Origin of the sequence: Paractinoplanes ovalisporus, assembly GCF_016834655.1 — a bacterium.
Lineage (GTDB): Bacteria > Actinomycetota > Actinomycetes > Mycobacteriales > Micromonosporaceae > Actinoplanes > Actinoplanes ovalisporus.
The window spans coordinates 51,747-70,414 of the sequence record NZ_JAENHP010000023.1; the positions used below are offsets into that span (position 1 = coordinate 51,747).

13 protein-coding genes are annotated in these 18,668 nt (G+C 72.3%); 9 read left to right on the top strand and 4 right to left on the bottom strand.

What is annotated here, in order from left to right:
- The first annotated feature begins 328 nt into the window (after positions 1-328).
- The 6 genes from JIG36_RS41675 to JIG36_RS41700 are packed head-to-tail and all read left to right on the top strand — an operon-like array spanning position 329 to position 9,856.
- Positions 329-3,256: an FtsW/RodA/SpoVE family cell cycle protein gene (locus JIG36_RS41675; RefSeq protein WP_203382294.1), complete on the top strand. Its 2,928-nt coding sequence runs from the start codon at positions 329-331 to the stop codon at positions 3,254-3,256.
- Positions 3,256-3,963, top strand: coding sequence for a hypothetical protein (locus JIG36_RS41680; protein WP_203382296.1), 708 nt, complete (start codon positions 3,256-3,258; stop codon positions 3,961-3,963). Before JIG36_RS41675 ends, JIG36_RS41680 begins: the two co-directional genes overlap by 1 nt.
- On the top strand, positions 3,953-5,392 hold the full coding sequence (locus tag JIG36_RS41685) for a hypothetical protein (protein ID WP_203382298.1): 1,440 nt from the start codon (positions 3,953-3,955) through the stop codon (positions 5,390-5,392). Before JIG36_RS41680 ends, JIG36_RS41685 begins: the two co-directional genes overlap by 11 nt.
- Before the next feature lie 5 nt (positions 5,393-5,397).
- Complete coding sequence (locus tag JIG36_RS41690; protein ID WP_203382300.1) at positions 5,398-5,670, top strand: hypothetical protein; 273 nt, start codon at positions 5,398-5,400, stop codon at positions 5,668-5,670.
- Positions 5,667-7,454, top strand: a complete 1,788-nt coding sequence (locus JIG36_RS41695) for a hypothetical protein (RefSeq protein WP_203382302.1) — start codon at positions 5,667-5,669, stop codon at positions 7,452-7,454. Before JIG36_RS41690 ends, JIG36_RS41695 begins: the two co-directional genes overlap by 4 nt.
- Complete coding sequence (locus JIG36_RS41700) at positions 7,451-9,856, top strand: hypothetical protein (protein ID WP_203382304.1); 2,406 nt, start codon at positions 7,451-7,453, stop codon at positions 9,854-9,856. Before JIG36_RS41695 ends, JIG36_RS41700 begins: the two co-directional genes overlap by 4 nt.
- 55 nt (positions 9,857-9,911) lie before the next feature.
- Here JIG36_RS41700 and JIG36_RS41705 read toward each other — a convergent pair whose 3' ends face one another.
- The gene (locus JIG36_RS41705) at positions 9,912-11,279 is read right to left on the bottom strand and encodes a DUF4407 domain-containing protein (RefSeq protein ID WP_203382306.1); all 1,368 of its coding nucleotides are present in this window, start codon (positions 11,277-11,279) and stop codon (positions 9,912-9,914) included.
- A 364-nt stretch (positions 11,280-11,643) separates the two neighbouring features.
- Between JIG36_RS41705 and JIG36_RS41710 the strand changes: the two genes are divergently transcribed.
- Genes JIG36_RS41710 through JIG36_RS41720 form a run of 3 tightly spaced genes read left to right on the top strand, consistent with a single transcriptional unit; the run spans position 11,644 to position 15,588 of the window.
- Positions 11,644-14,304 carry an AfsR/SARP family transcriptional regulator gene (locus JIG36_RS41710; protein ID WP_203382308.1) on the top strand — a complete coding sequence of 887 codons (2,661 nt, stop codon included), beginning with the start codon at positions 11,644-11,646 and terminating at the stop codon, positions 14,302-14,304.
- 60 nt (positions 14,305-14,364) lie between these two features.
- On the top strand, positions 14,365-14,922 hold the full coding sequence (locus tag JIG36_RS41715; protein ID WP_203382310.1) for a DUF3558 family protein: 558 nt from the start codon (positions 14,365-14,367) through the stop codon (positions 14,920-14,922).
- A gap of 12 nt (positions 14,923-14,934) precedes the next feature.
- On the top strand, positions 14,935-15,588 hold the full coding sequence (locus JIG36_RS41720; RefSeq protein ID WP_203382312.1) for a polysaccharide deacetylase family protein: 654 nt from the start codon (positions 14,935-14,937) through the stop codon (positions 15,586-15,588).
- On the opposite strand, the gene JIG36_RS41725 is transcribed toward JIG36_RS41720, so the two are convergent.
- The 3 genes from JIG36_RS41725 to JIG36_RS41735 are packed head-to-tail and all read right to left on the bottom strand — an operon-like array spanning position 15,585 to position 18,573.
- Complete coding sequence (locus JIG36_RS41725) at positions 15,585-16,217, bottom strand: response regulator (RefSeq protein ID WP_203382314.1); 633 nt, start codon at positions 16,215-16,217, stop codon at positions 15,585-15,587. The two genes, JIG36_RS41720 and JIG36_RS41725, sit on opposite strands and share 4 nt — an antisense overlap.
- Positions 16,214-17,368 carry a sensor histidine kinase gene (locus JIG36_RS54460; RefSeq protein WP_203382316.1) on the bottom strand — a complete coding sequence of 385 codons (1,155 nt, stop codon included), beginning with the start codon at positions 17,366-17,368 and terminating at the stop codon, positions 16,214-16,216. The genes JIG36_RS41725 and JIG36_RS54460 overlap by 4 nt, the downstream gene beginning before the upstream one ends.
- On the bottom strand, positions 17,365-18,573 hold the full coding sequence (locus JIG36_RS41735) for a DUF418 domain-containing protein (protein WP_203382318.1): 1,209 nt from the start codon (positions 18,571-18,573) through the stop codon (positions 17,365-17,367). Before JIG36_RS41735 ends, JIG36_RS54460 begins: the two co-directional genes overlap by 4 nt.
- Between the last annotated feature and the right edge of the window lie 95 nt (positions 18,574-18,668).

The window sequence follows — 18,668 nt, forward strand, 5'->3', positions numbered from 1 at the left end:
TAAACCGATCATCCCTTGTGGACGGTCTCCGCAGGACGCCGCCCAAGGTGATCCGCGCAAGACTGTGAAGGGCTGAACCGCCCGGCTCCGAACGGTTGAGGGAACCGCCCTTTCGGCCTTCCCCCGGCCAGGTTAACCACCGATGCACGGCTCTTTTACCTGGGATATGTATATACCGGCCGTCGCGAATTGACGGAGGTGTCGGCACATCATCACGAACTTCTTCACAGGGCCGGCGCATGACGGTATTTGCGTTCTGCTCGGCCTCGGCTGGGCGGGAATTGCCGCGATACGGTTTCTGCTCCGCGGCCAGATCCTGCTCAACGGTGTGTTCAGTCCGGCCGGGCTGACCATGCTGGCTCCGCACGTCCTCGTCGCGGCGCCGTTCTTCTTCGCCGGTCCGGCCTACGCGGTGTGGGTGCCCGTCATCCTGGTCACCACCGTCGTGCTGGGTCGTCTGGCGTTCAACCGGCTCCGCGACCCGTTCCCGGGCGCCGGCGGCTACTCGATCCGCGGGCCGGTGCTCGCCGTGCTGGTCACGGTGACCGTGCTGGTCGAGCTGGGGGCGCTGCTGGCGGTCCGGCTCGTGGTCGTCCCCGACCCGCGCACCGGTTTCGGCCATGCGATCACGGCCGACAGCTGGAGCGCGGCGTGGTCGGCGCTGGTGCAGCCGCTGCTCGGCATCATCGCGGTGGTCCTGCTGCTCGCGTTCCTGGGGCGGCGCGGGCTGGGCCGGTGGGCGGCCTGGGCCCGGCGCAGCGACTTCCCCGAGGAGGCGGGCCGGCCGCTCCGCACGGCGGTGCTGCTGACCGTGGTGGCCGTGCCGTTCCTGCTGCCGCTGCTGTTCGCCGGCGGCGGGGTCGCGCTGACCGCCGGGCCGGTGGCCACCGCCGAGTACGGCAAGATCCTGTTCTGCGCCGCCCTGGCCTTCGTGGTGGCCCAGGAGAGCCACCGCTTCCAGGGTGGGCGGCTCAGCGACGGGTTCGCCGACATCCGGCGGGCGGCGGCCCGGCACGGCTACGGCTCGGCGCTGCCCGCGCTCTGTCGCAACTACCGGTTCCTGCTGCTCCCGCTGGGTGTCTTCGCGGTCGTGGCGGTGGCCAGCGGGCTGCGCCACGACTTCGGCACCATCGTCCCGGCCGCCCTGGCCACCATGGGCGTCACCTGGTATGCCACCCGGCACAATCTGGACCGCAACCGCCTGCCCGGCGAGAGCGGCCGGCACGGCTTCGCGATCGTCGCCGCGTACCGGCTCTTCGTGGGCGCGGCGGTGCTGCTCATCGCGGCCACGCTGGCCCTGCTGACCACCGATTACATCGGCGAGCGGGGCCGGGTCTGGAACGATCCGTGGCGCTTCCGCTGGGACGCCCCCTGCGCCGTGGTCGACGCCCCGGCCCACGTCGACCAGGACGTGCCGGACGGGCGGGTGGCCTGCCTGCGCTCGCTGGCGGCCGACGCCGAGAGCGAGCGGTCGCAGGTCTCCCGGGCCATCGCCGCCACCGCCGACGGCGGGCTGTGGGGGCGCGGGCTGCACGACCGGGTCTCGGCCGCCGTGCCCGCCGGGTCGACCGACTTCGTGCTGGCCGTGGTCTGGAACAAGCTCGGCGGCCTGGTCGTGATCGCCGCCGGTCTGCTGCTCGCGCTGCTCAGCGCCGCCCTGGTGCGGGCCGCGACCCTGGATCCGGCCGCCGGGCGCCCGTCGCTGCTGGTGCTGTTCGCGGCCGGGCTGGGGACGATGCTCACCGGACAGTTCCTGTTCGTGCTGGCGGCCACGGCCAACGTCGTCCCGCACACCGGCATCCCGGCGCCGCTGCTGTCCCGCGGCGGGCAGTCCACACTCGCCATCGGCATGGGTGTGGCCCTGCTGCTCGCCGTGGCCCGCGCCGACGGGCCCGCCGACCGCGCGGCCCGAGCGCCCGGTCTGCGGCCGGTCACCGCCTCCGCCCTGTCCGCGGTGCTGATCGTCATCGTCGCGGTGCTGACCACCGTGCCGTACGCGGCGCCCCGCATCGGCAGCCTGCGCCTGCCCACCACGTATTCGCCGAACCGGCCGATCTGCGACAGCCGCACCCCCGACCTGGACGGCCTGGGCTCGCCCGGACCCGACCCGGAGCAGTGCTCGACCGACCTGATCACCCTGGCCCGCACCCGGGTCGCGGTGTCGTTCCCCGGCGGGGGCCGTCTCGTGCTCGACCGGCACTCCGGCGACTGGACCCCCGAGAACCGGGACGAGCTGGCCGGGATGGAGGCGGACGACCTCGGCCGTCTGCTGTCCGCCGCCGGGCCGCTGCGCACGTCGTACCCGCGGGTGATGGAGATCAGCAGTGGCACCAGCCTGCGCGAGCGGCTGGCCCCGGCTCCCCGCGACCGGGTCGACGGCGACCTCGCCCTGACCATCGACCCGGCCCGGCAGCACCGGATCGCGGCCGCGCTGCACGACGAGCCGTCGGCCGCCGTGGTGATCCTGGACGCGTCCACCGGCCGGGTGCTGGTCAGCGCGTCCACCCCGGGCACGGCCGCGGCCGGTGACGTCGATGACGAGGCGCAACGCGACTTCGCCGAGGAGCACGACAATTACGTACGCCGGGACGACGCCGGCCAGGTGGACGACTCCACGGCCGACGCCGACTGCCGCCGCCGCTCGCGGGACGGCGCCGGGCAGGACCAGTGCTGGCGGTGGTCCTACGCCGACCCCGGCCGCACGCCCCGGCCCGACGGGGTGCTCGGTCAGAGTTATCCGTACGGGGATGCCCTCACGCCCGTGTGGGCCGCCGCCCCGGCCGGGACCGCTACCCGCCTGGGCCTGCGGGTGGGCCGCTGCGACGGGCCGCAGCGCTGGACCGCCGACCGGCTCACCGGAACGGCCGTCTCCTGCGTGCCCGATCCGTCCACTCCGACCGGCGCGCACGGCACGCCGCTGACCCTGGCCGTGCTCGCGGGCGCGGTCGGCAACGGCGGCCGGGCCGTCCACCCGCGGATCGTCGAGCGGATCACCTACCCGGCCACCGGGCTGTCCGATGTCACCCCGGCCCGGCCGCCGGTCGCCGCCTTCCCGCCCGAGGTCGCCGAGCAGCTGAAGGCGAGCGACTACCCCCTCTCGGACGGGTTGCACGTCGACCTGGTCACCGCCGGATCCCTGCAGTGGGTCTGCGGCTTCACCCCCGACGGGAAGACGGCGTTCGCCGCGGTCGTCCCGGCCCAGTCCGGCGCCGACCGGCTGCTCAGCGCCATCCGTACGACGATCGGAGACCGGTGATGGACGAGCGAGTCGTCCGTGACGCCTTCCACGAGGCCGTGGTGCGCTACTGCAACCTGGCCAACACGGCCGGGCTGCGGGCCGCCGGTCTGGCCCCGCACATCACCGTGACCACGGTAGGCCCGCTGTCGGCGTGGTCCCAGGACTGGATCTACACCGACGGCCTGGCCCACCTCAGGGGAATGCTCAGTGCCGAGCTGAAACCACGTTTCTCGTTCGCCGAGGACCCCGGTCTGCCGCCGCCGGGCTTCGAGTTCACGTTCCTGCCGCCGCCCGTGCCCCGGCCGGCGCCGCCACGGGACGACACCCCGCCCCGGCGCCCGGACGCGTACGAGCCCATCGCCGTGCTCACCCTGCGCTACGACGACAAGAACGTCTGGCCGTGCCGGGTCGGCGCCGCCTCGAACTGGCTGGCGGTCGGCCGCTGGGGCAGCCGCGCACCGGTGCGCGGCGCGCTCATGCAGCTGCCGGAGTACGCGATCTGGGTGCCGCGCGGCCCGCTGCTGCAGGTGCGCAACCACCACGGGCAGTTCGCGTTCCGCCGGTCGTCGCACCGCCCGCAGTACGAGATCCGCGTCGACGACACACCGCTGCCGCTCAGCGGTGCGATCGAGGCCCGGGCCCGAGGCTCCCTGGTCTACGCCTCGGGCCCGGCCACCACCCGTCTCACCTACAGCGTCGACTGGGAGGGCCACCATGGCCGATGACGATGCCCCGCTGATGATCGACCTGGCCGGGCCGCAGGGCCGCGCGCTGCTGCGGGTCCGGCCGCCGGAGTCGTTGCTGTCCAAGCCGGTCGAGTTCGAGGTGCCCCCGCTGAGCGGCAACGCCGCCGCCGACCAGCTGGTGGCGATCAGTACGCAGGTCATCTTCACCACCGCGGCCAACGAGCGCGACGGCTGGCTGGAGTGGCACGTCAAGATCTACCGCTGCGCCACCGTGGGTGACGCCGACACCCTGCGCCAGCACCTGCACCGCCAGGCCGGCGCCCTGCAGCACGTGAACAATTTCCTGCCCGGCCAGCGGGGCATGGCCTTCAAACCGCCCTGGGCCGTCGTCCCGGTGCAGGTGGTACGGGGCGACGGCCGCCCCGAGGAGCTGGCCGGCGCGGTGACCACCCGGCTCGGCGTGCCCTCGGACCAGATCGTCGCCCAGTTGCGCCGGCACCTGCCGCCGTGGCTGGGCGACAAGACCCAGCCCGACTGCGTGCTGCTGGCCGTCTCCCCCCGCATCGACCCGATGAACTGGGAGGCCGATCACCACGGCGACCCGCACCCGGCAACCGAGAACCTGTCGATGTTCGAGACCCTGGCCGCCGGTCTCGATCTGCTGCACCAGCAGGAGTGGGCGCACTGCGACATCAAGCCCGACAACGTGTGCCGGTACACCTACTTCCCGGAGAACCTGCCCCCGATGTCGGAGTACGCCCTGATCGACACGGACGCGGCCACCCGCACCACCCCGCCGCCGCGGGCACTGCGCTCCAGCGAGCTCTACGACTACCGGGCCCTGCGCGACCTGCGACTGGGCCGGGTGGCCGGGCCGCCCCGGGCCGGGCATCTCTATGCCCAGGACCGCTTCGGCCTGATGCTGATGGTGCTCTGCGCCCTGGCCGGCCGGGAATGGGTGGAGCAGCTGGCCCTCGCGCCCGACGCCACCGACCCGGCCGGGGGGCGGATCGCCGACGACGAGGAGAAGATGCTCCGCGCGCTGGCCGCCCTCTGGCCTGACCCACGCTGGGAGCCGCTGGTCCGGGCGCTGGCCGAACCGTTCGGCACCGGCCCGGGCGGCTCGCTCGCGCTGGAACGCCAAGACCCGTGGGCCGCCGAGTGGCTGCAGCGGCTGGTCCGGGCCGAGGCCGAGTGCACCGAGGTGCGCACCCCGGTCGAACCCTCCCCCGTCCGTACGCCGGAGGCCCCGCCCGTCGCCGTCCGCGCGGTGGACCGTGTGCGCCAGGAGACGCGCGCACATCCGGCCGGCAAGCCGCAGCTGGTCCGGCGGGCCTACGAGGTCATCGACGAGGTCGCCGGTGACCTCGCCGAGAGTCAGGCCCGGCTGGCGATGTGGCTGTGGGGCGGCGGGCTCACCGGCGCCGGACTGCTCATCGCGTTGAACGCATTCGTGATCGGAAGGTGATCGGCGTGATCTGGGAAGAGATGCTGCGGCGTCGCGTCGAAGAGCGCTGCGGCGACCCGGGCGAGGCGTTCGCCCCCTACGGCTACCGGTTCGGCAAGTGGCTGGACGCCGATCCGGCCACGCGAGCGGACCGCGACGTGGTTCAGGTACGCGACGCGGTGGCCGGATATCTCGGCGGCGCGGTCCGCGAGGGCCGGCTGGTCGGCACCGTGGTCGGGGTGGGGCTGGGCACAGCCGGCGCCCTGATCGTGTTCCTGCTCGTCTGGGCCGTCGCATGAGGCGCCGACCGCCGCCGCCCACCGACGACCTGACCAAGCGGTTCGGCACCGTCTGCCCGGTCTGCGGGTCGTCGCTGGGGGTCGACGAGCCCGAGATCGACGAGGAGAGCGACCGGTTCGTGCGGCCGCCGTCGTTTCGCCTCGAGGTCGGCGCGGCCGACAAGCAGAACCAGCACCGGCATCCGTGGCGGGTCACCATGCTGGCCGGCAACTTCCCGCCGGCCGAGTCGACCGGCCCACGGTTCAATCCGCACGACGTCGAGTTCGTCTACCTGCTCTGCGGCGACGGGCACGTGTTCCCCGACGAGACACCGGCCTTCCGGGCCGGCGCGCACCGCGGCGGCGACGCCCGGCAGCGGGTCGACGACTTCAACATGGTGGCCGCGGTCGGCTCACCCGCCAGCGGCAAGACGTACCTGCTGATCCGCACGCTCAGCCAGAACCTCGACATCCTCACCCACACCGATGACGACGACGACGTGGGCCGGATCCGCAGCCGCGAACTGAGCCCCCTGGAGGCGCTGCCGACGGCCAACCGGGTCGAACACTTCAACGAGACGCGCTACAGCGGCACGGCGATCGCCCCGACCAGCACCGGCAACGCCTCCTACCCGTCCGGCATCATGGAGGAGGAGTTCCCGGATGCCCTGCACGCGATCCAGGCGCTGATCGAGAAGACCGTGCTGGACGGCCGGAGACGGGCCGAGGACTGGGGAACCGGGTTCCGCCAGCCGCTCGTGCTGCGCACCGACAGCGACGATCACCGCACCTGGACCGGGGTGGCCGATCTGCCGGGCGAGCTGTTCATGCCCAACGCGGTCAACCGCCGCGAGGCCGGCAAGCTGAGCGCCTTCGACGCGCTGGTCTGGGTGGTCGACCCGGCCGTGGCGCCGCGGGCGATGGACTGGATCGCGGTCGACCCCGGCACCGACGAGCAGGCCCAGCTGGACGGCAGCCTGCGACCAGGCACGTCCGGACCGGCGGGCACCGACGTCGTGCGGATCAACCGGGAGCAGATCCAGGACACCATCGGCCGGCGGATCACGGTGATCGACGGCCCGTTCGCCCGCAACGAGGGCCGGGCCCTGCAGATGCTGGTGGCGGTGAGCAAGTGCGACCTGATCCACGCCGCCCTGAGCAAGTCCGGCCTGCATCTGACCGATCTGGGCACGCCCGGTCAGGTGCAGCGCGGCGCCGCCCGCTACCTGTCGTTCGCCCTCAACCGGTGGATGAAGGAGCTGGCCGGCGCCGACCCGGACGCCGCCCGGCTGTTCGGATACCTGCGCGGCTCGGCCAACGCGGCCGCCTCCGGTCGCCGGCTGCGCATCGAACAGGTGGCCCGCGGGCTGCTCGACCACTACTCGCAGGAGGCCGAGTTCTGGAAACTGCTGCACTGGGGCACGGACAGCCACATCAAGATCCAGGCGACCAGCAACGCCGAGCTCCCGCAGCAGATCCGGGTGCCCACCCTCGACGAGCATCTCGACTCGGCCCGGCGGCCGGGCAGCGCCGGTGAGTTCCTCATCCGCGACCTGGTGATGTCGACGGTCGGCTGCGGCATCGCGTACGCGCTCAACCAGGAGACGGCCCTGCTCCGGATGCAACAGGAGCCGTGGATCGAGCTGCGGTTCTTCCTCTGCTCGCCGCTGACCACGGTGCCGGTGGCGGTGGACAACCTCCATCTGAAACCGCTCGATCCACGCGACCGCTTCCCACCCGTCGACGACCGGGCGGCCGGCCTCACGCAGCTTCTGTTGGCTCTGTTGGAGAGGGCACGCCGATGAAGAACGGGATGGCGGTCGTCCAGTGGGCGGACCTGACCGGGACCGGGTTCAGCCCGCAGCGCCGGGACAGCGACGCCCCCGCCGAGTACTGGGCCGCGGCGGAGGGGTTGCTGCGCACCGATCTGAGCCAGCCACCGGACGGGATCCGTGACACCGGCCGGCATCCGATCTGGACCCTGCGGCACGTGCAGGTCGGGCGCCGTCGCACCTGGTGCTTCGTGGTGCAGGGCCGGCTCGGCGACGGCGGCTTCGGCGTGGCCGGCACCTGCCGGTTCGCCTTCGCCACGGAGGACCTGGAGGCGGCCGACGCCTGGCGGCGGGGCATCGAGGCGACCGGGGTCCGACCGGCCGAGCCGCAGATGTCCGAGGCCCGGTTCGCGGCCGGGGTCCGCGAGGTGCTGCGTGGCCTGATCGCGGCCCAGGACCGGATCCCGGTCGGGCTCGGACCGGCCGACACCGCCCGCATCATCGCCTGCGTGCTCGGCGTGCTGCCCGAGGCCGACGCCCGCAACTGGTCGTGGACGACGTGCGCGCTGGTGCCGCCCGGACGCACCAAGCGCCGGGAGGTCTCCGGGGCCTGGCCCGAGGAGTTCCGCCAGTGGGAGCCGCGCCGGGCCGGCACCGTCGCCGCCTCGTTCGAGGAGGCGATCGCCTCCACCCAGGATCTCCGGCAGCTGCTCGACGGGCCCCGGATCGAAGGCTTCGAGGAGTTCGCCGGGCAGGCCGTGCGCGGCAAGGTCGACGCCGACCTGCGGCGCGGCAGCCGCGACCTGGCCGAGCTCATCTCCCGGATCCGCCGGTCCACCCGCAAGCTGGGCATCGACGACGTCGCCGACATGGTCGTCTCACCGATGGGCGCTCAGGAGCTGCTGGCCGAGCACCCCAAGCTGCTGACGCAGTGGGCCGGCCGCCGCCCCGAGGACGCGTCGCAGCTGATATCGCAGGTGCTGCATCCGGGCGCCTTCAGCCTGATCCTCCGGGAGCTGCTGCAGGCACAGCGCAGCGACTCCCGCAACCTGCTCGGCCTGCCCACGGCCGAGCAGCCCGGGCCCGACACGTGGCACGACCGGCTGATCGACGTGCTCACCGCCGACTACCCGGCGGCCGAACTGGAGAAGCACGCCGGCGTGTGGTTGCGGACGGTTTGGGCCGACTCCGCCGACGCGGCCGCCGGGCGGCCCTTCCTGCTGGCGCTTGGCTTGGACAAAGACACCTGGCCCAGCCTCTACCACGCGCAACAGGAGAAGGTCCTCTACGACCTGAACATCCAGAAGGCCGTGACCGACGTGGTCCGGACGGAACTGGACTTCGAGCCGGATCCCCTGGTGCTGCTGGCCTCCCTGTGCCAGAACCCGACCTTGCGCTGGCTCCCGGCCGTCACGGTGGTTGACCTGATCAAGGCGGCGGACCGGCCCAACCTGGCCCGGCGCGACGACGGGTCGGCCGCCCTGGAGTCCATCGCCACCGGGGTCACGAACAGCTGGCTGCGCTCGAAGTCGATGGACGAGACCGAGGGCTGGCTCACCGAGCTGGTCGGCCGGGTGCGGCCCGACTACCGGCTGGCCGGGCATCTGCTGGCGGGCGGGTTGCGCGTGCTGGCCGAGCACGATCCGGAGGCGCCGCGGGGCGAGCTGCTGGCCGTGAGCCGCCAGGTGCAGGAGCAGACACCACTGCCCTCCGACACGACGGCGGCGATCGCGGTGGCTGAGCGCCGGTCCCGGCCGGCCCACGTCCCGGCGGGTGCGCGGGCGACCCCGGTCCCGTTCCAGACGGCCGTGCAGGATCCACCGGATGTCACCTACGTCCCGGATCGCGACCGGAATCGCGACCACGACCACGACCGGGACCGGAATCACGACCGCGACCGGCTCGAGACCCGGCGCCGGATCTCGCCGGACCCGAAGGGCCTGTTGACCAAGCTGGACGACCGCAACCAGAAACGGCTGAAGTGGGCGGGCGCGGCCGTGGTGGCGGCGGCGTTCGTCGCGGTGCCTGTGATCGCGCTGGTGGTGCTGCTCAAGCCGGACGACCGGCCCGAAATTCCGGCGCCGACCGATCCCACGCCGGTCGTCCGCGAGACGACCACACCGCCGGTTGTCACGCCGAAGAGGATCGCCCGGATCGACCTGTCGCCGGCGCGGGACGGGGAGAACCAGTCCGATGCCGACGCACGGGAATTCGACCGGAAGTTCGCCGAGGCCCAGGGCGGGCGCGAGGTCGGTGCCGTGTTCATCCTGGCCGAGGCGAAACCCGACGCGGAGGAGCGGTCACGGCGTCTGATCGAACATCTCGATCTGAACCAGCTCTTCGACAAGGTCGAGCGTCAGACCGTCCAGTGGAACGAGACTCGCGACGGAGCGAAGCCGGGCGTCATACGGGTCTTCGTCGTCTACACCTCGTAGCGACCGACCAAGGTGGCGGCACCCCTCGCGGGAACCGCCACCTTTGTCGTGTCGATCAGTCGCGGAAGCGCCAGCCGTTGGCGGTTCCGTCGGAGCCGCCGAAGGACGTCGTCTCGCCGCCCGCTCCGTCGCGCTCCTCCTCGTCCGGCCACTCGTTGTAGCCCACGGTCGTCTGCCGGTCGGCTCGCTGGCCCGGCAGCGCCGAACGCCAGCGCGACGTGGTCGTCGTCCTGGCCGTGCGCTGGCCCTTCATCCGGCGGATCTCGTCCGAACGCCACCGGGCGATCTCCCGGTTGCGCAGGTCGGCGTCGACCTCGGCCTCGCGTTCGGCCCGTTCCGCGTATTCCTTCTCGCGCCGCTCGCGTTCCAGCTTCAGGTTGGCCTTGGCCACCTCGACGTCGGTGCGCTCGGCCGAGGCCAGGATCTCGTCGTAGGCCGAGGCCTTGCCGATGTTGAGCAGGAACTTGGTGAACACCGGCAGGATCTCGATGGCCGTGATGAACAGCAGCAGCGTGAGGTAGGCCGTCTTGAGCGTCCCGTTGCTGTCGGTGATCTTGCTGAGCGCCTCGATCTGCGCCAGCAGTCCGCGGTCGTTGCGGCTGTCGACGAGGTAGGCGTCCTCCTCCTGGGCCTTCAGCGACTTGAGCCGGGCCAACTCCTCCTGCTTGGCCGGCAGGTCCTGGCGGGCGTCGGCCTGCTGGCCGCTGGCGGTCGCGCTCTGCCTGGTCAGGGCCGCGTTCTGGGCGGCGTCGAGCCGTTGCTTGGCCGCGTCGCGCTGGGCCCGCAGATCCTGGGCGACCTTGAGCTTGGTCTTGTAGGCCGACCCGCCGCCCTTCTTGCCGGTGCCGCAGGTGCCGTCGAACTCACAGATCGCGCTGGCCTGGGCCGCCGTGTACTGCTTGTCGATCCGGTCGAACTCGGTCTGGGCGCGGGCCACCGCCGGGTCGTCGGAGACCGGGCCGCCGGCGACCGCGCCGGCCGCCGTCTTCTGGAGATCGTTGACCTCCTTCTCCAGCGCGGGGATGACCGCGAACCGGGCGTCGTTCCTCAGGTTCGTCTCGAACGCGTTCCGCTCGGCCTGCTGGGTGACGGTGAGCTGGGCCTGGATCTCGCTCTGGAAGATCCACAACACCAGCGGCGTCGACACCACGGCGCCGATCACGAGCGCGAGCAGCAGACGGGGAACCAGCGTCCCCAGGTTCTGCCACCACTTGTCGCGCCGGGAGGCCGCGGCGACGAGCCAGCGGTCCAGGTTGGCGATCGCCACCCCCCACAGCACGGCCACGACCAGCGCGACCCACAGCGGGGCGCGGGCGCCGTTGTGCAGCGCGAAGGCGGCCGACACGGCGGCCATGCAGGAGGTGGTGAGCACCACCCCGCCCAGCCCGGAGAATTTGCGGCGCTCGCGCGGGCTCCGGGCCAATGTGTCCGGATCGGCCCCGGAGAGCCAAATGAGAAAACTTCGTTTCCCGGTCGCCGCCCGAACAGGTTTCCGCGTTTGTCTGGCCACGCAGCCGGCTCCCGTCCACCAATATCTTCCTCAGAAATCGTCCGGTTGCGAGCATCTAACGCGCGCGGTGACCAGAGAATCCCCCGTTGTGATGGTGTGGCCCTCCCATCGGCCGAGCAATGCTGCCTATTTCCGCCGCGGCCCGGAGAATGGCAACTCATACGATCAGCGGTGCCACACGACCGATCAGCCGAAAGCGCTGACCGGGACTTCGCTGTCGTGAATGGCCGGTCGCACCAATAGTGGTCCTGGGTGAAGCGGCGTAGCGGAGGCGCGGGTGCGGTTCGAGGTTCTGGGGCCGGTTCGGGTGTGCGGGGACCAGGGTGAGGTGGCGGTGCCGCCGAAACCGCGGGCGCTGCTGGCGGTGCTGCTTGCGGCGCGCGGCAAACCGGTCACGGTCGAGCGGTTGCTGGGTGAGTTGTGGCCCGACGGCGCGCCGTCCACGGCCACGGCGACGCTGCAGATGCACGTCTCGGCGCTGCGCAAGGTGGTGGGCGACCGGGTCGGCACGGCCCCGAGCGGCTACCGGCTCGACCTGTCCGGCGCGACCTTCGACGCGGCCGAGTTCGAGGAGTCGCACGACCTCGATCTGTGGCGGGGCGACGCGTACGAGGGGGTGGCGGCCGGACCGAGCGTGGCAGCGGCCTCGGCCCGGCTCGCCGAGCTGCGGCTGAACGCGCGGCAGGAGTGGGCGCAGCGAGCCCTGGCCGCGGGCCGGCACGTCGAGGCCGCGACCGAACTGGCCGGCTGGGTGGCCGCCCAGCCCACCGCCGAGGGCCTGGTCAAGCAGCTGATGCTGGCGCTCTACCGCTCCGGACGGGCGGGTGAGGCGCTTTCCACGTACGACCGGACGGCCGCGGCCCTGGACGACCTGGGCGCCCGCCCCGGCCCTGAGCTCGACGCGCTGGCCGCCGCCGTACGGAGGCAGGATCCGACCCTCGACCGCCCGGCGCCCGGTGTGCCCGCGCAACGCAACCGGTTCATCGGACGGCGGGCCGAACTCGACCGGGTGATCGACCTGCTCGGCACGGCCCGGCTGCTGACGATCGTCGGACCGGGCGGGGCCGGCAAGACCCGGCTCAGCGTCGAACTGGCCCGCGAGGTGGCCGCCGACCACGAGACGGTGCACGTGGTCGAGCTGGCCGAGCACCGTGAGGGACCGCTGGAGAACCGGCTGGCCGCGGCGGCCGGCATCCGCGAGGAACCCGGCACCCCGATGCTCGACACGGTGACCCGGCACCTCGGCGGGCGGGTGCTGCTCGTGCTCGACAACTGTGAGCACGTGCTGGCCGAGGCTGCGAAACTGGCGTACACGCTGCTGGCCACCTGCCCGGGTCTGCGGCTCGTGGCGACCAGCCGGGAACAGCTCGGTCTCAGCGGCGAGGTCATCTTCACCCTGGGCGGGCTGTCCACCCCGGCCCCCGGTGCGACCGATCCGCAGTCCGACGCCGTACGGCTTCTGGCCGACCGGGTGGCGGCGGCGCGCGGCGGCACCGGGCTCGCCCCGGCCGAACAGGCCGTCGCCGCCGAACTGTGCCGCCGCCTGGACGGCCTGCCGCTGGCGATCGAACTGGCCGCGGCCCGGCTGCGCGCGCTGCCGCTGTCCGAGATCGTGTCGCGCCTCGACCGCCAGCTCGACCTGCTCACCGGCCGGTCGCCGGTGGCCCGGCACCAGACCATGCGCGCGGCCATCGACTGGGGCTACGAGCTGCTCGACATCCCCCAGCAGGAGCTGCTGCGCCGGCTCGGCGTGTTCGCGGGTGGCTTCGACCTGGCGGCCGCGGCCGAGGTGGCCGGCCTCGACCCGCTCGATCCGCTCACCCAGCTGGTCGACCGGTCCATGGTGGAGTGGCGGGACGGGCGCTACCGGCTGATCGAGACGATCCGCGAATATGCCCGCGAGCGTCTCGGTCCGGTCGAGCGGGCTTCGGCGTACGGGAACCTGGTGGTCCTCTGGCGCACCCGGCTGGCCGTGCCGCCGCCGGTGGACGGGCCCGCGCACACCGCATGGCTGGCCGGCATCGGGGCCGACCACGACACGATCGTGTCCGCGGTCGACTGGGCGCTGCGCGAGGGAGACCCGGCCGAGGGGCTGGAGATCGCGGCTGCCATGTGGTGGTTCTGGTGGGTCGCCGGGCGGATGGCCGAAGGGCTGGGCTGGCTCGGACGCGCGCTCTCGGCCGCCTCGGAGCCGACCGCGCTGCGAGCCCGGGCGTTGCGGGCGGCCGCGGCGCTGGCCCGCAACTCGGGTGACCTGGTCGAGGCGCGGCGGCTGGGCGAGGAGGGGCTGGCCACGTTCCGGGCGCTGGACGACGCCAAGGGCATGATCGCCGCGCTCAACAACCTGCTGATCACCGCGCAGGCCCAGGAGGACTATCCGGCGTCGCTGGAGTTCGGGCGGGAGGCGCTGGACCTGGCCGAGCGGGAGTCGGACGCGCGGATGGTCGCGGCCGCCTCCAACAACACGGCCGGGACGCTGCGCTGCATGGGCCGCCTCGACGAGGCCGAGGAGCTGTTCGCGCGGGCGCTGACCGGGTTCCGGGCCCTCAACGACCGGCGGGGCGAGGCGGCGGCGCTGTCCAACCTGTCCACCACCGACCGGCGCCGGGGCCGGTACGCGCCCGCCCGCTTCGCGATGCGGGAGGCGCTGGCCATCTACACCGAGCTGGGTATCGCCGAGGGACAGCTCGACGCCGTCGAGGGCCTGGCTCAGCTGGACGTGCTCTCCGACGCCCCCGAGAACGGGCTGCGGCTGCTCGTGGTGGCCGAACGGGAACGGTCGGCCCTGGGCGCGCCCAGTTTCACGCCCGACGAGATCGCCGACCGCGACGCCGCCGAGGCCGCCGCCCGGGCCGCCCTGTCATCCGAACAGGTGGCCCGCGCCTACCGCTCCGCCTCGGAGACCTCGCTGGTGGCGGCGGTGGAGGAGCTTCTTTAGAGATTCTTTGGCGGCCTCCCCCATCGTTCTCCCCATCAGCACTTCTCTTGAGGAGACCTCGTGAAGCACCGCCTCGTCGCCCTGGCCGCCCTCGTCGCCGTCTCCCTGACCGGGGGCTGCGGCCTCATCGAGTCCGCCGTCAGCGGCGCCACCCCGGCCCCGGCCGCCACGACCGAGGCCACCAAGGCGGCGCAGAAGCCCACGCCGACGGGCAAAGCCGATACCGGTTTTGGCGACTCGGTGAAGGACTCGGGCGACATCCCCGACCCGTGCACGCTGCTGTCGAAGCAGGAGGTCACCTCGCTGACCGGCCGCACGATCACCCAGATCGACGAGGACGGCGCCGAGCCCGGCGTGGCCACCCGCTTCTGCCAGTGGCAGCAGGAGGACGGCCAGCTCGCGGTCTTCCTGAGCCGCACCACCGCCTCCGACTTCGACGTGGTGATCGAGGAGGCCGAGCCGGTCGACGGCGTGGGTGAGGACGCGTTCCTGCTCTCCGGCCACCTCTACGTCCTGTACGGCACGGTCCAGCTCGACATCTACTCGCGCGGCGGCTCCGACGACCAGAACCTGGCCGACGCCAAGAAGGTCGCGAAGGTGCTGCTCCCCCGCGTCTGACTACGATGGCGCATGGGCCTGTTTCTGCAGTGGCGCGAACCCGCCGCGCGGGCACTCTCCCGGGTCATGCCCGGTGACGTGCTCTGGTTCGCCGACACCGAGGAGCCCGTCTTCGCGCTCACGTTCGACGACGGTCCCCACCCCCGGACGACGCCGCAACTGCTCGACGTGTTGCGGCGGCACCGTGCGCGGGCCACGTTCTTCCTGGTCGGCGAGCGCGTCGCGGCGCATCCGGAGCTGGTCGGGCCGATCGTCGCCGAGGGACACGAGGTCGCCAACCACCTGATGCGCGACGAACGCTCGGTGCTCGTGCCGGACGACCAGTTCCGGCGTGACCTGGCCGAGACGACGCGCCTGCTCACCCCGTACGGGAAAGTCCGTTGGTTCCGCCCCGGCTCCGGTTTCTACACGCCCCGCATGCTGAGGTCGGCCGCCGATCAGGGTCTGCGGGCGGTTCTCGGCACCCTCGTCGCCGGCAACACCGGAGGCCCGGGCGACGAGGCGATCGCCGGCGGGCTGTTCACCTCGATCCGGCCCGGCTCGATCGTGGTGCTGCACGAGGGCACCGACAAACGGCAGGGGGTCGTGGCCACCACCGACGAGCTGCTGACCGCGCTGGCCACCCGAGGCCTGACCGCCGTCACCGTCTCGGACCTGACCGGCTAGAGCAGGCCTCGGCGGTGGGCGGCGTCGACGGCGGCGGCGCGGTCGGGCACCTCCAGCTTGGCGTAGATGTGCAGCAGATGCGTCTTCACGGTGGCCTCGCTGATGTGCAGCGCCGACGCCACCTCCCGGTTGGTGCGGCCCCGGGCCACCAGCGCCAGGATCTCGATCTCGCGGGCGCTCAACCGGCGGCTCGGCGGGGCTTTCGGAGGCCGTACGCGGGAAAGCAGCACCGCCGCCACCGAAGGCGACAGCACCGTCTCGCCCCTCGCGGCGGCCCGCACGGCGCGGAACAGCTCCTCGCGCGGCGCGTCCTTGAGCAGGTAACCGATCGCTCCGGCCTCGACCGCGGGCAGCACGTCGGCATCGGTGTCGTGGGTGGTGAGCACCAGCACCCGCACCTCCGGCACCCGCTCCAGCAGCAGCCGGATCAGCGCTCCCCCACTGGGTTCGGGCAGCCGCAGATCGGTCAGCACGACGTCGGGCCGCACCGCCTCGACCACGGTCAGCGCCTCCGCACCCCCGGCGGCCTCCCCGACGATCTCGAAGTCGGGCTGGGTGCCGAGCATGCCGCGCAAGCCGTCCCGTACGACGGGATGGTCGTCGACAACCACAAGCCGCAGCGTCGTCACGAGCCCGCCCCGATCGCCGGCAACGTCACGTTGACCGTCGTCCCCTGCCCCGGCGCCGACTCGATCTCGACCGACCCGGCCAGCGCCAGCACCCGGTCGCGCAGCGCGACCAGCCCGAACCCGCCGCCCGGCCCTCCTCCGAAGCCCACCCCGTCGTCCCGCACGTCCAGCACGATGACGTCCTCCATGTAGGACAGCGTGACGTCGACCCGCCCGGCCCGCGCGTGCCGCCCGACGTTGGCCAGCGCCTCCTGGGCCGCGCGGAGCACAGTCACCTCGACCTCGGCGTGGGCCGGAACGGGCGTGCCGGTCACGGTGAAGTTCGCGGCCACGTCATGCTGCTCACTCCAGGTCGTCATGGCCACCCGTACGGCCTCGGACAGCCGCGCATTCTGCAGCGGCCCCGGCCGCAGCGCCTCGATCGAGCGGCGCACCTCGTCCAGGCTGGTGCGGGCCAGCGTCCGGGCCGTGTCGAGCCGCCGGGCCTGCTCGGGCGGCAGGTCCCCGACCGCCTCGAGCTGGGTGACGATGCCGGTCAGCCCCTGGGCGACGGTGTCGTGGATCTCGCGGGCAAGGCGGGCCCGCTCCTCGGCGACACCCGCCTGGCGGCTCAGCCGCGCGTTGTCGGCGGCCATCGCGACCAGCTCGCTGTTGACCTCACGCCGCCGGATCGCCTCGCGTTCCATCACCCGGATCATCGTGCCGAACAGCGCGGCCAGCGGCGTGATGATCCCCAGATTGATCAGCACCGACCCCAGGTTGGCGTGCAAGACGATCAGCCACGGCACGTTGGCGACGGCCACACCCACGTACGCCCACCAGCCCGGCAACGCCACGAAGGCGAGCACATAGCAGGCCGGCACGAACAGTTCGAACGCCTCGGCCCGGGTCAGCAGCAGGGTCGAGAAGACCAGCACGCCCAGGTAGTAGCCGGCCATCAGCCCGCGCCGCCGCTCCCACCAGCCCGGATGCGCGACGATGAACCACCAGTGCCACACCGCGAATCCCGCGACGACGGCCAGTGTGGCTTTCGGGTCGGTCTTCGCCTCCGCGAGCGAGATGCCGTACGCGAGGAGCAGCAGCCCGTACGGGAGATAGGCCCACGCCTGGTTCCACCGGTGTTCCCGGCGCAGCTCCTCCACGGCCGTCACACCGCCATCTTGCCTGTTTTATACGTCAGGTTCCGCAGCACGACCTCGGCCGGTCCGCGCAGTCCGGCCCGCCCCAACCGATCGGCCAGCAGCACCGAGACACCCCACGTGCCGAGCGCCACCAGAGCGACCGCGCCCGTGCCGAGTTTCCCTCCGAGCCCGAGCCCGTACGGCATGAGGAGCACCACGAACACCACGGACTGGAACAGATAGCAACTCAGAGACCGTCGCCCACAGGCCGCCAGCGCTGTGGTGACGCGGCCTTCCCGGTGCTGCATTCCAGCCGCCGGCGCTGTGGTGACGCGGCCATTCCGGTGCTGCATTCCGGCCGCCGGCGCTGTGGTGATGCGGCCTTCCCGGTGCTGCATTCCGGCTGCCAGCAACCCGATCAGTGCCGCGTAGCCCAGGCCGCCCCCGATTCCGGTGACCGCGTGCAGGGCCGAGATCCCCCACAACGAACCCGGTTCCCAGAAGTGCCCGACCGCCAGCCCCGACGGCAGCCCACCCGCGACAGCAATGCTGAGCCCGGCCCACGCCGTACGGGAAAGCAGTTTCCGATGTGCCTTCGGGTTCGCCAGAATCGCCCGCCGCCCGGCCCACGTTCCGACCAGAACCGCACTGCCGACCCCGATCACGCCGAACGGAGTCATCACCCATTCGACCGGCCGCCACATCATGGCCTGCAACGGATCGGTCATCTCGAACGACCAGAAGAACGTGCGCTCCCCCGTCGAGGGCATCGCATAGGCGGCGCCCTGAACCGCCGCGACCACCACGAGCCACAGACCGGCCCCGATCAGCAGCCGCCGGTCGGACACCCGCGAGAACCCCACCAGCACCAGACCGACCAACCCGTACAGGCCGAGAATGTCCCCCGGAAACAAAAGCAAGGCATGCACAAACCCGAAGACGACGAGCCACAGACTGCGCCGCCGCACGACCTGCTTGCCGTCCCGCTGCAGCAACTGCACGATCCCGTACGCGAAGAGGGCCGCGAACATCGGATAGGCCCGCGCATCCACGAGGGTCACGGTGAGAACGCTGACCACCCGATCGACCAGCCCGTGCTCCACAATGTGCTGACGAACCCCATAGGGCCGCCCAGTGAGATAGACAGCAGAGTTGGCCAGCGCGATGAGGGCCAGCATGAGCCCCCGCGCCAGATCGGGCGCAAGGGCCCGCTGCGTACGTTCCTTGACATCCATGCCCTCAGTCTTCGGCCGCCCCACCCCACCCCGAATCGACCGATGCACACCCGCCATCAACCGATCGACGTATTGCTCCCCGTCACGACGCCGAT

Excerpts from the sequence above, each read along its gene's own strand:
- JIG36_RS41680 (WP_203382296.1), top strand. The coding sequence starts at position 3,256 with ATGGACGAGCGAGTCGTCCGTGACGCCTTCCACGAGGCCGTGGTGCGC.
- JIG36_RS41685 (WP_203382298.1), top strand. The coding sequence starts at position 3,953 with ATGGCCGATGACGATGCCCCGCTGATGATCGACCTGGCCGGGCCGCAG.
- JIG36_RS41695 (WP_203382302.1), top strand. The coding sequence starts at position 5,667 with ATGAGGCGCCGACCGCCGCCGCCCACCGACGACCTGACCAAGCGGTTC.
- JIG36_RS41700 (WP_203382304.1), top strand. The coding sequence starts at position 7,451 with ATGAAGAACGGGATGGCGGTCGTCCAGTGGGCGGACCTGACCGGGACC.
- JIG36_RS41720 (WP_203382312.1), top strand. The coding sequence starts at position 14,935 with ATGGGCCTGTTTCTGCAGTGGCGCGAACCCGCCGCGCGGGCACTCTCC.
- JIG36_RS41735 (WP_203382318.1), bottom strand. The coding sequence starts at position 18,573 with ATGGATGTCAAGGAACGTACGCAGCGGGCCCTTGCGCCCGATCTGGCG.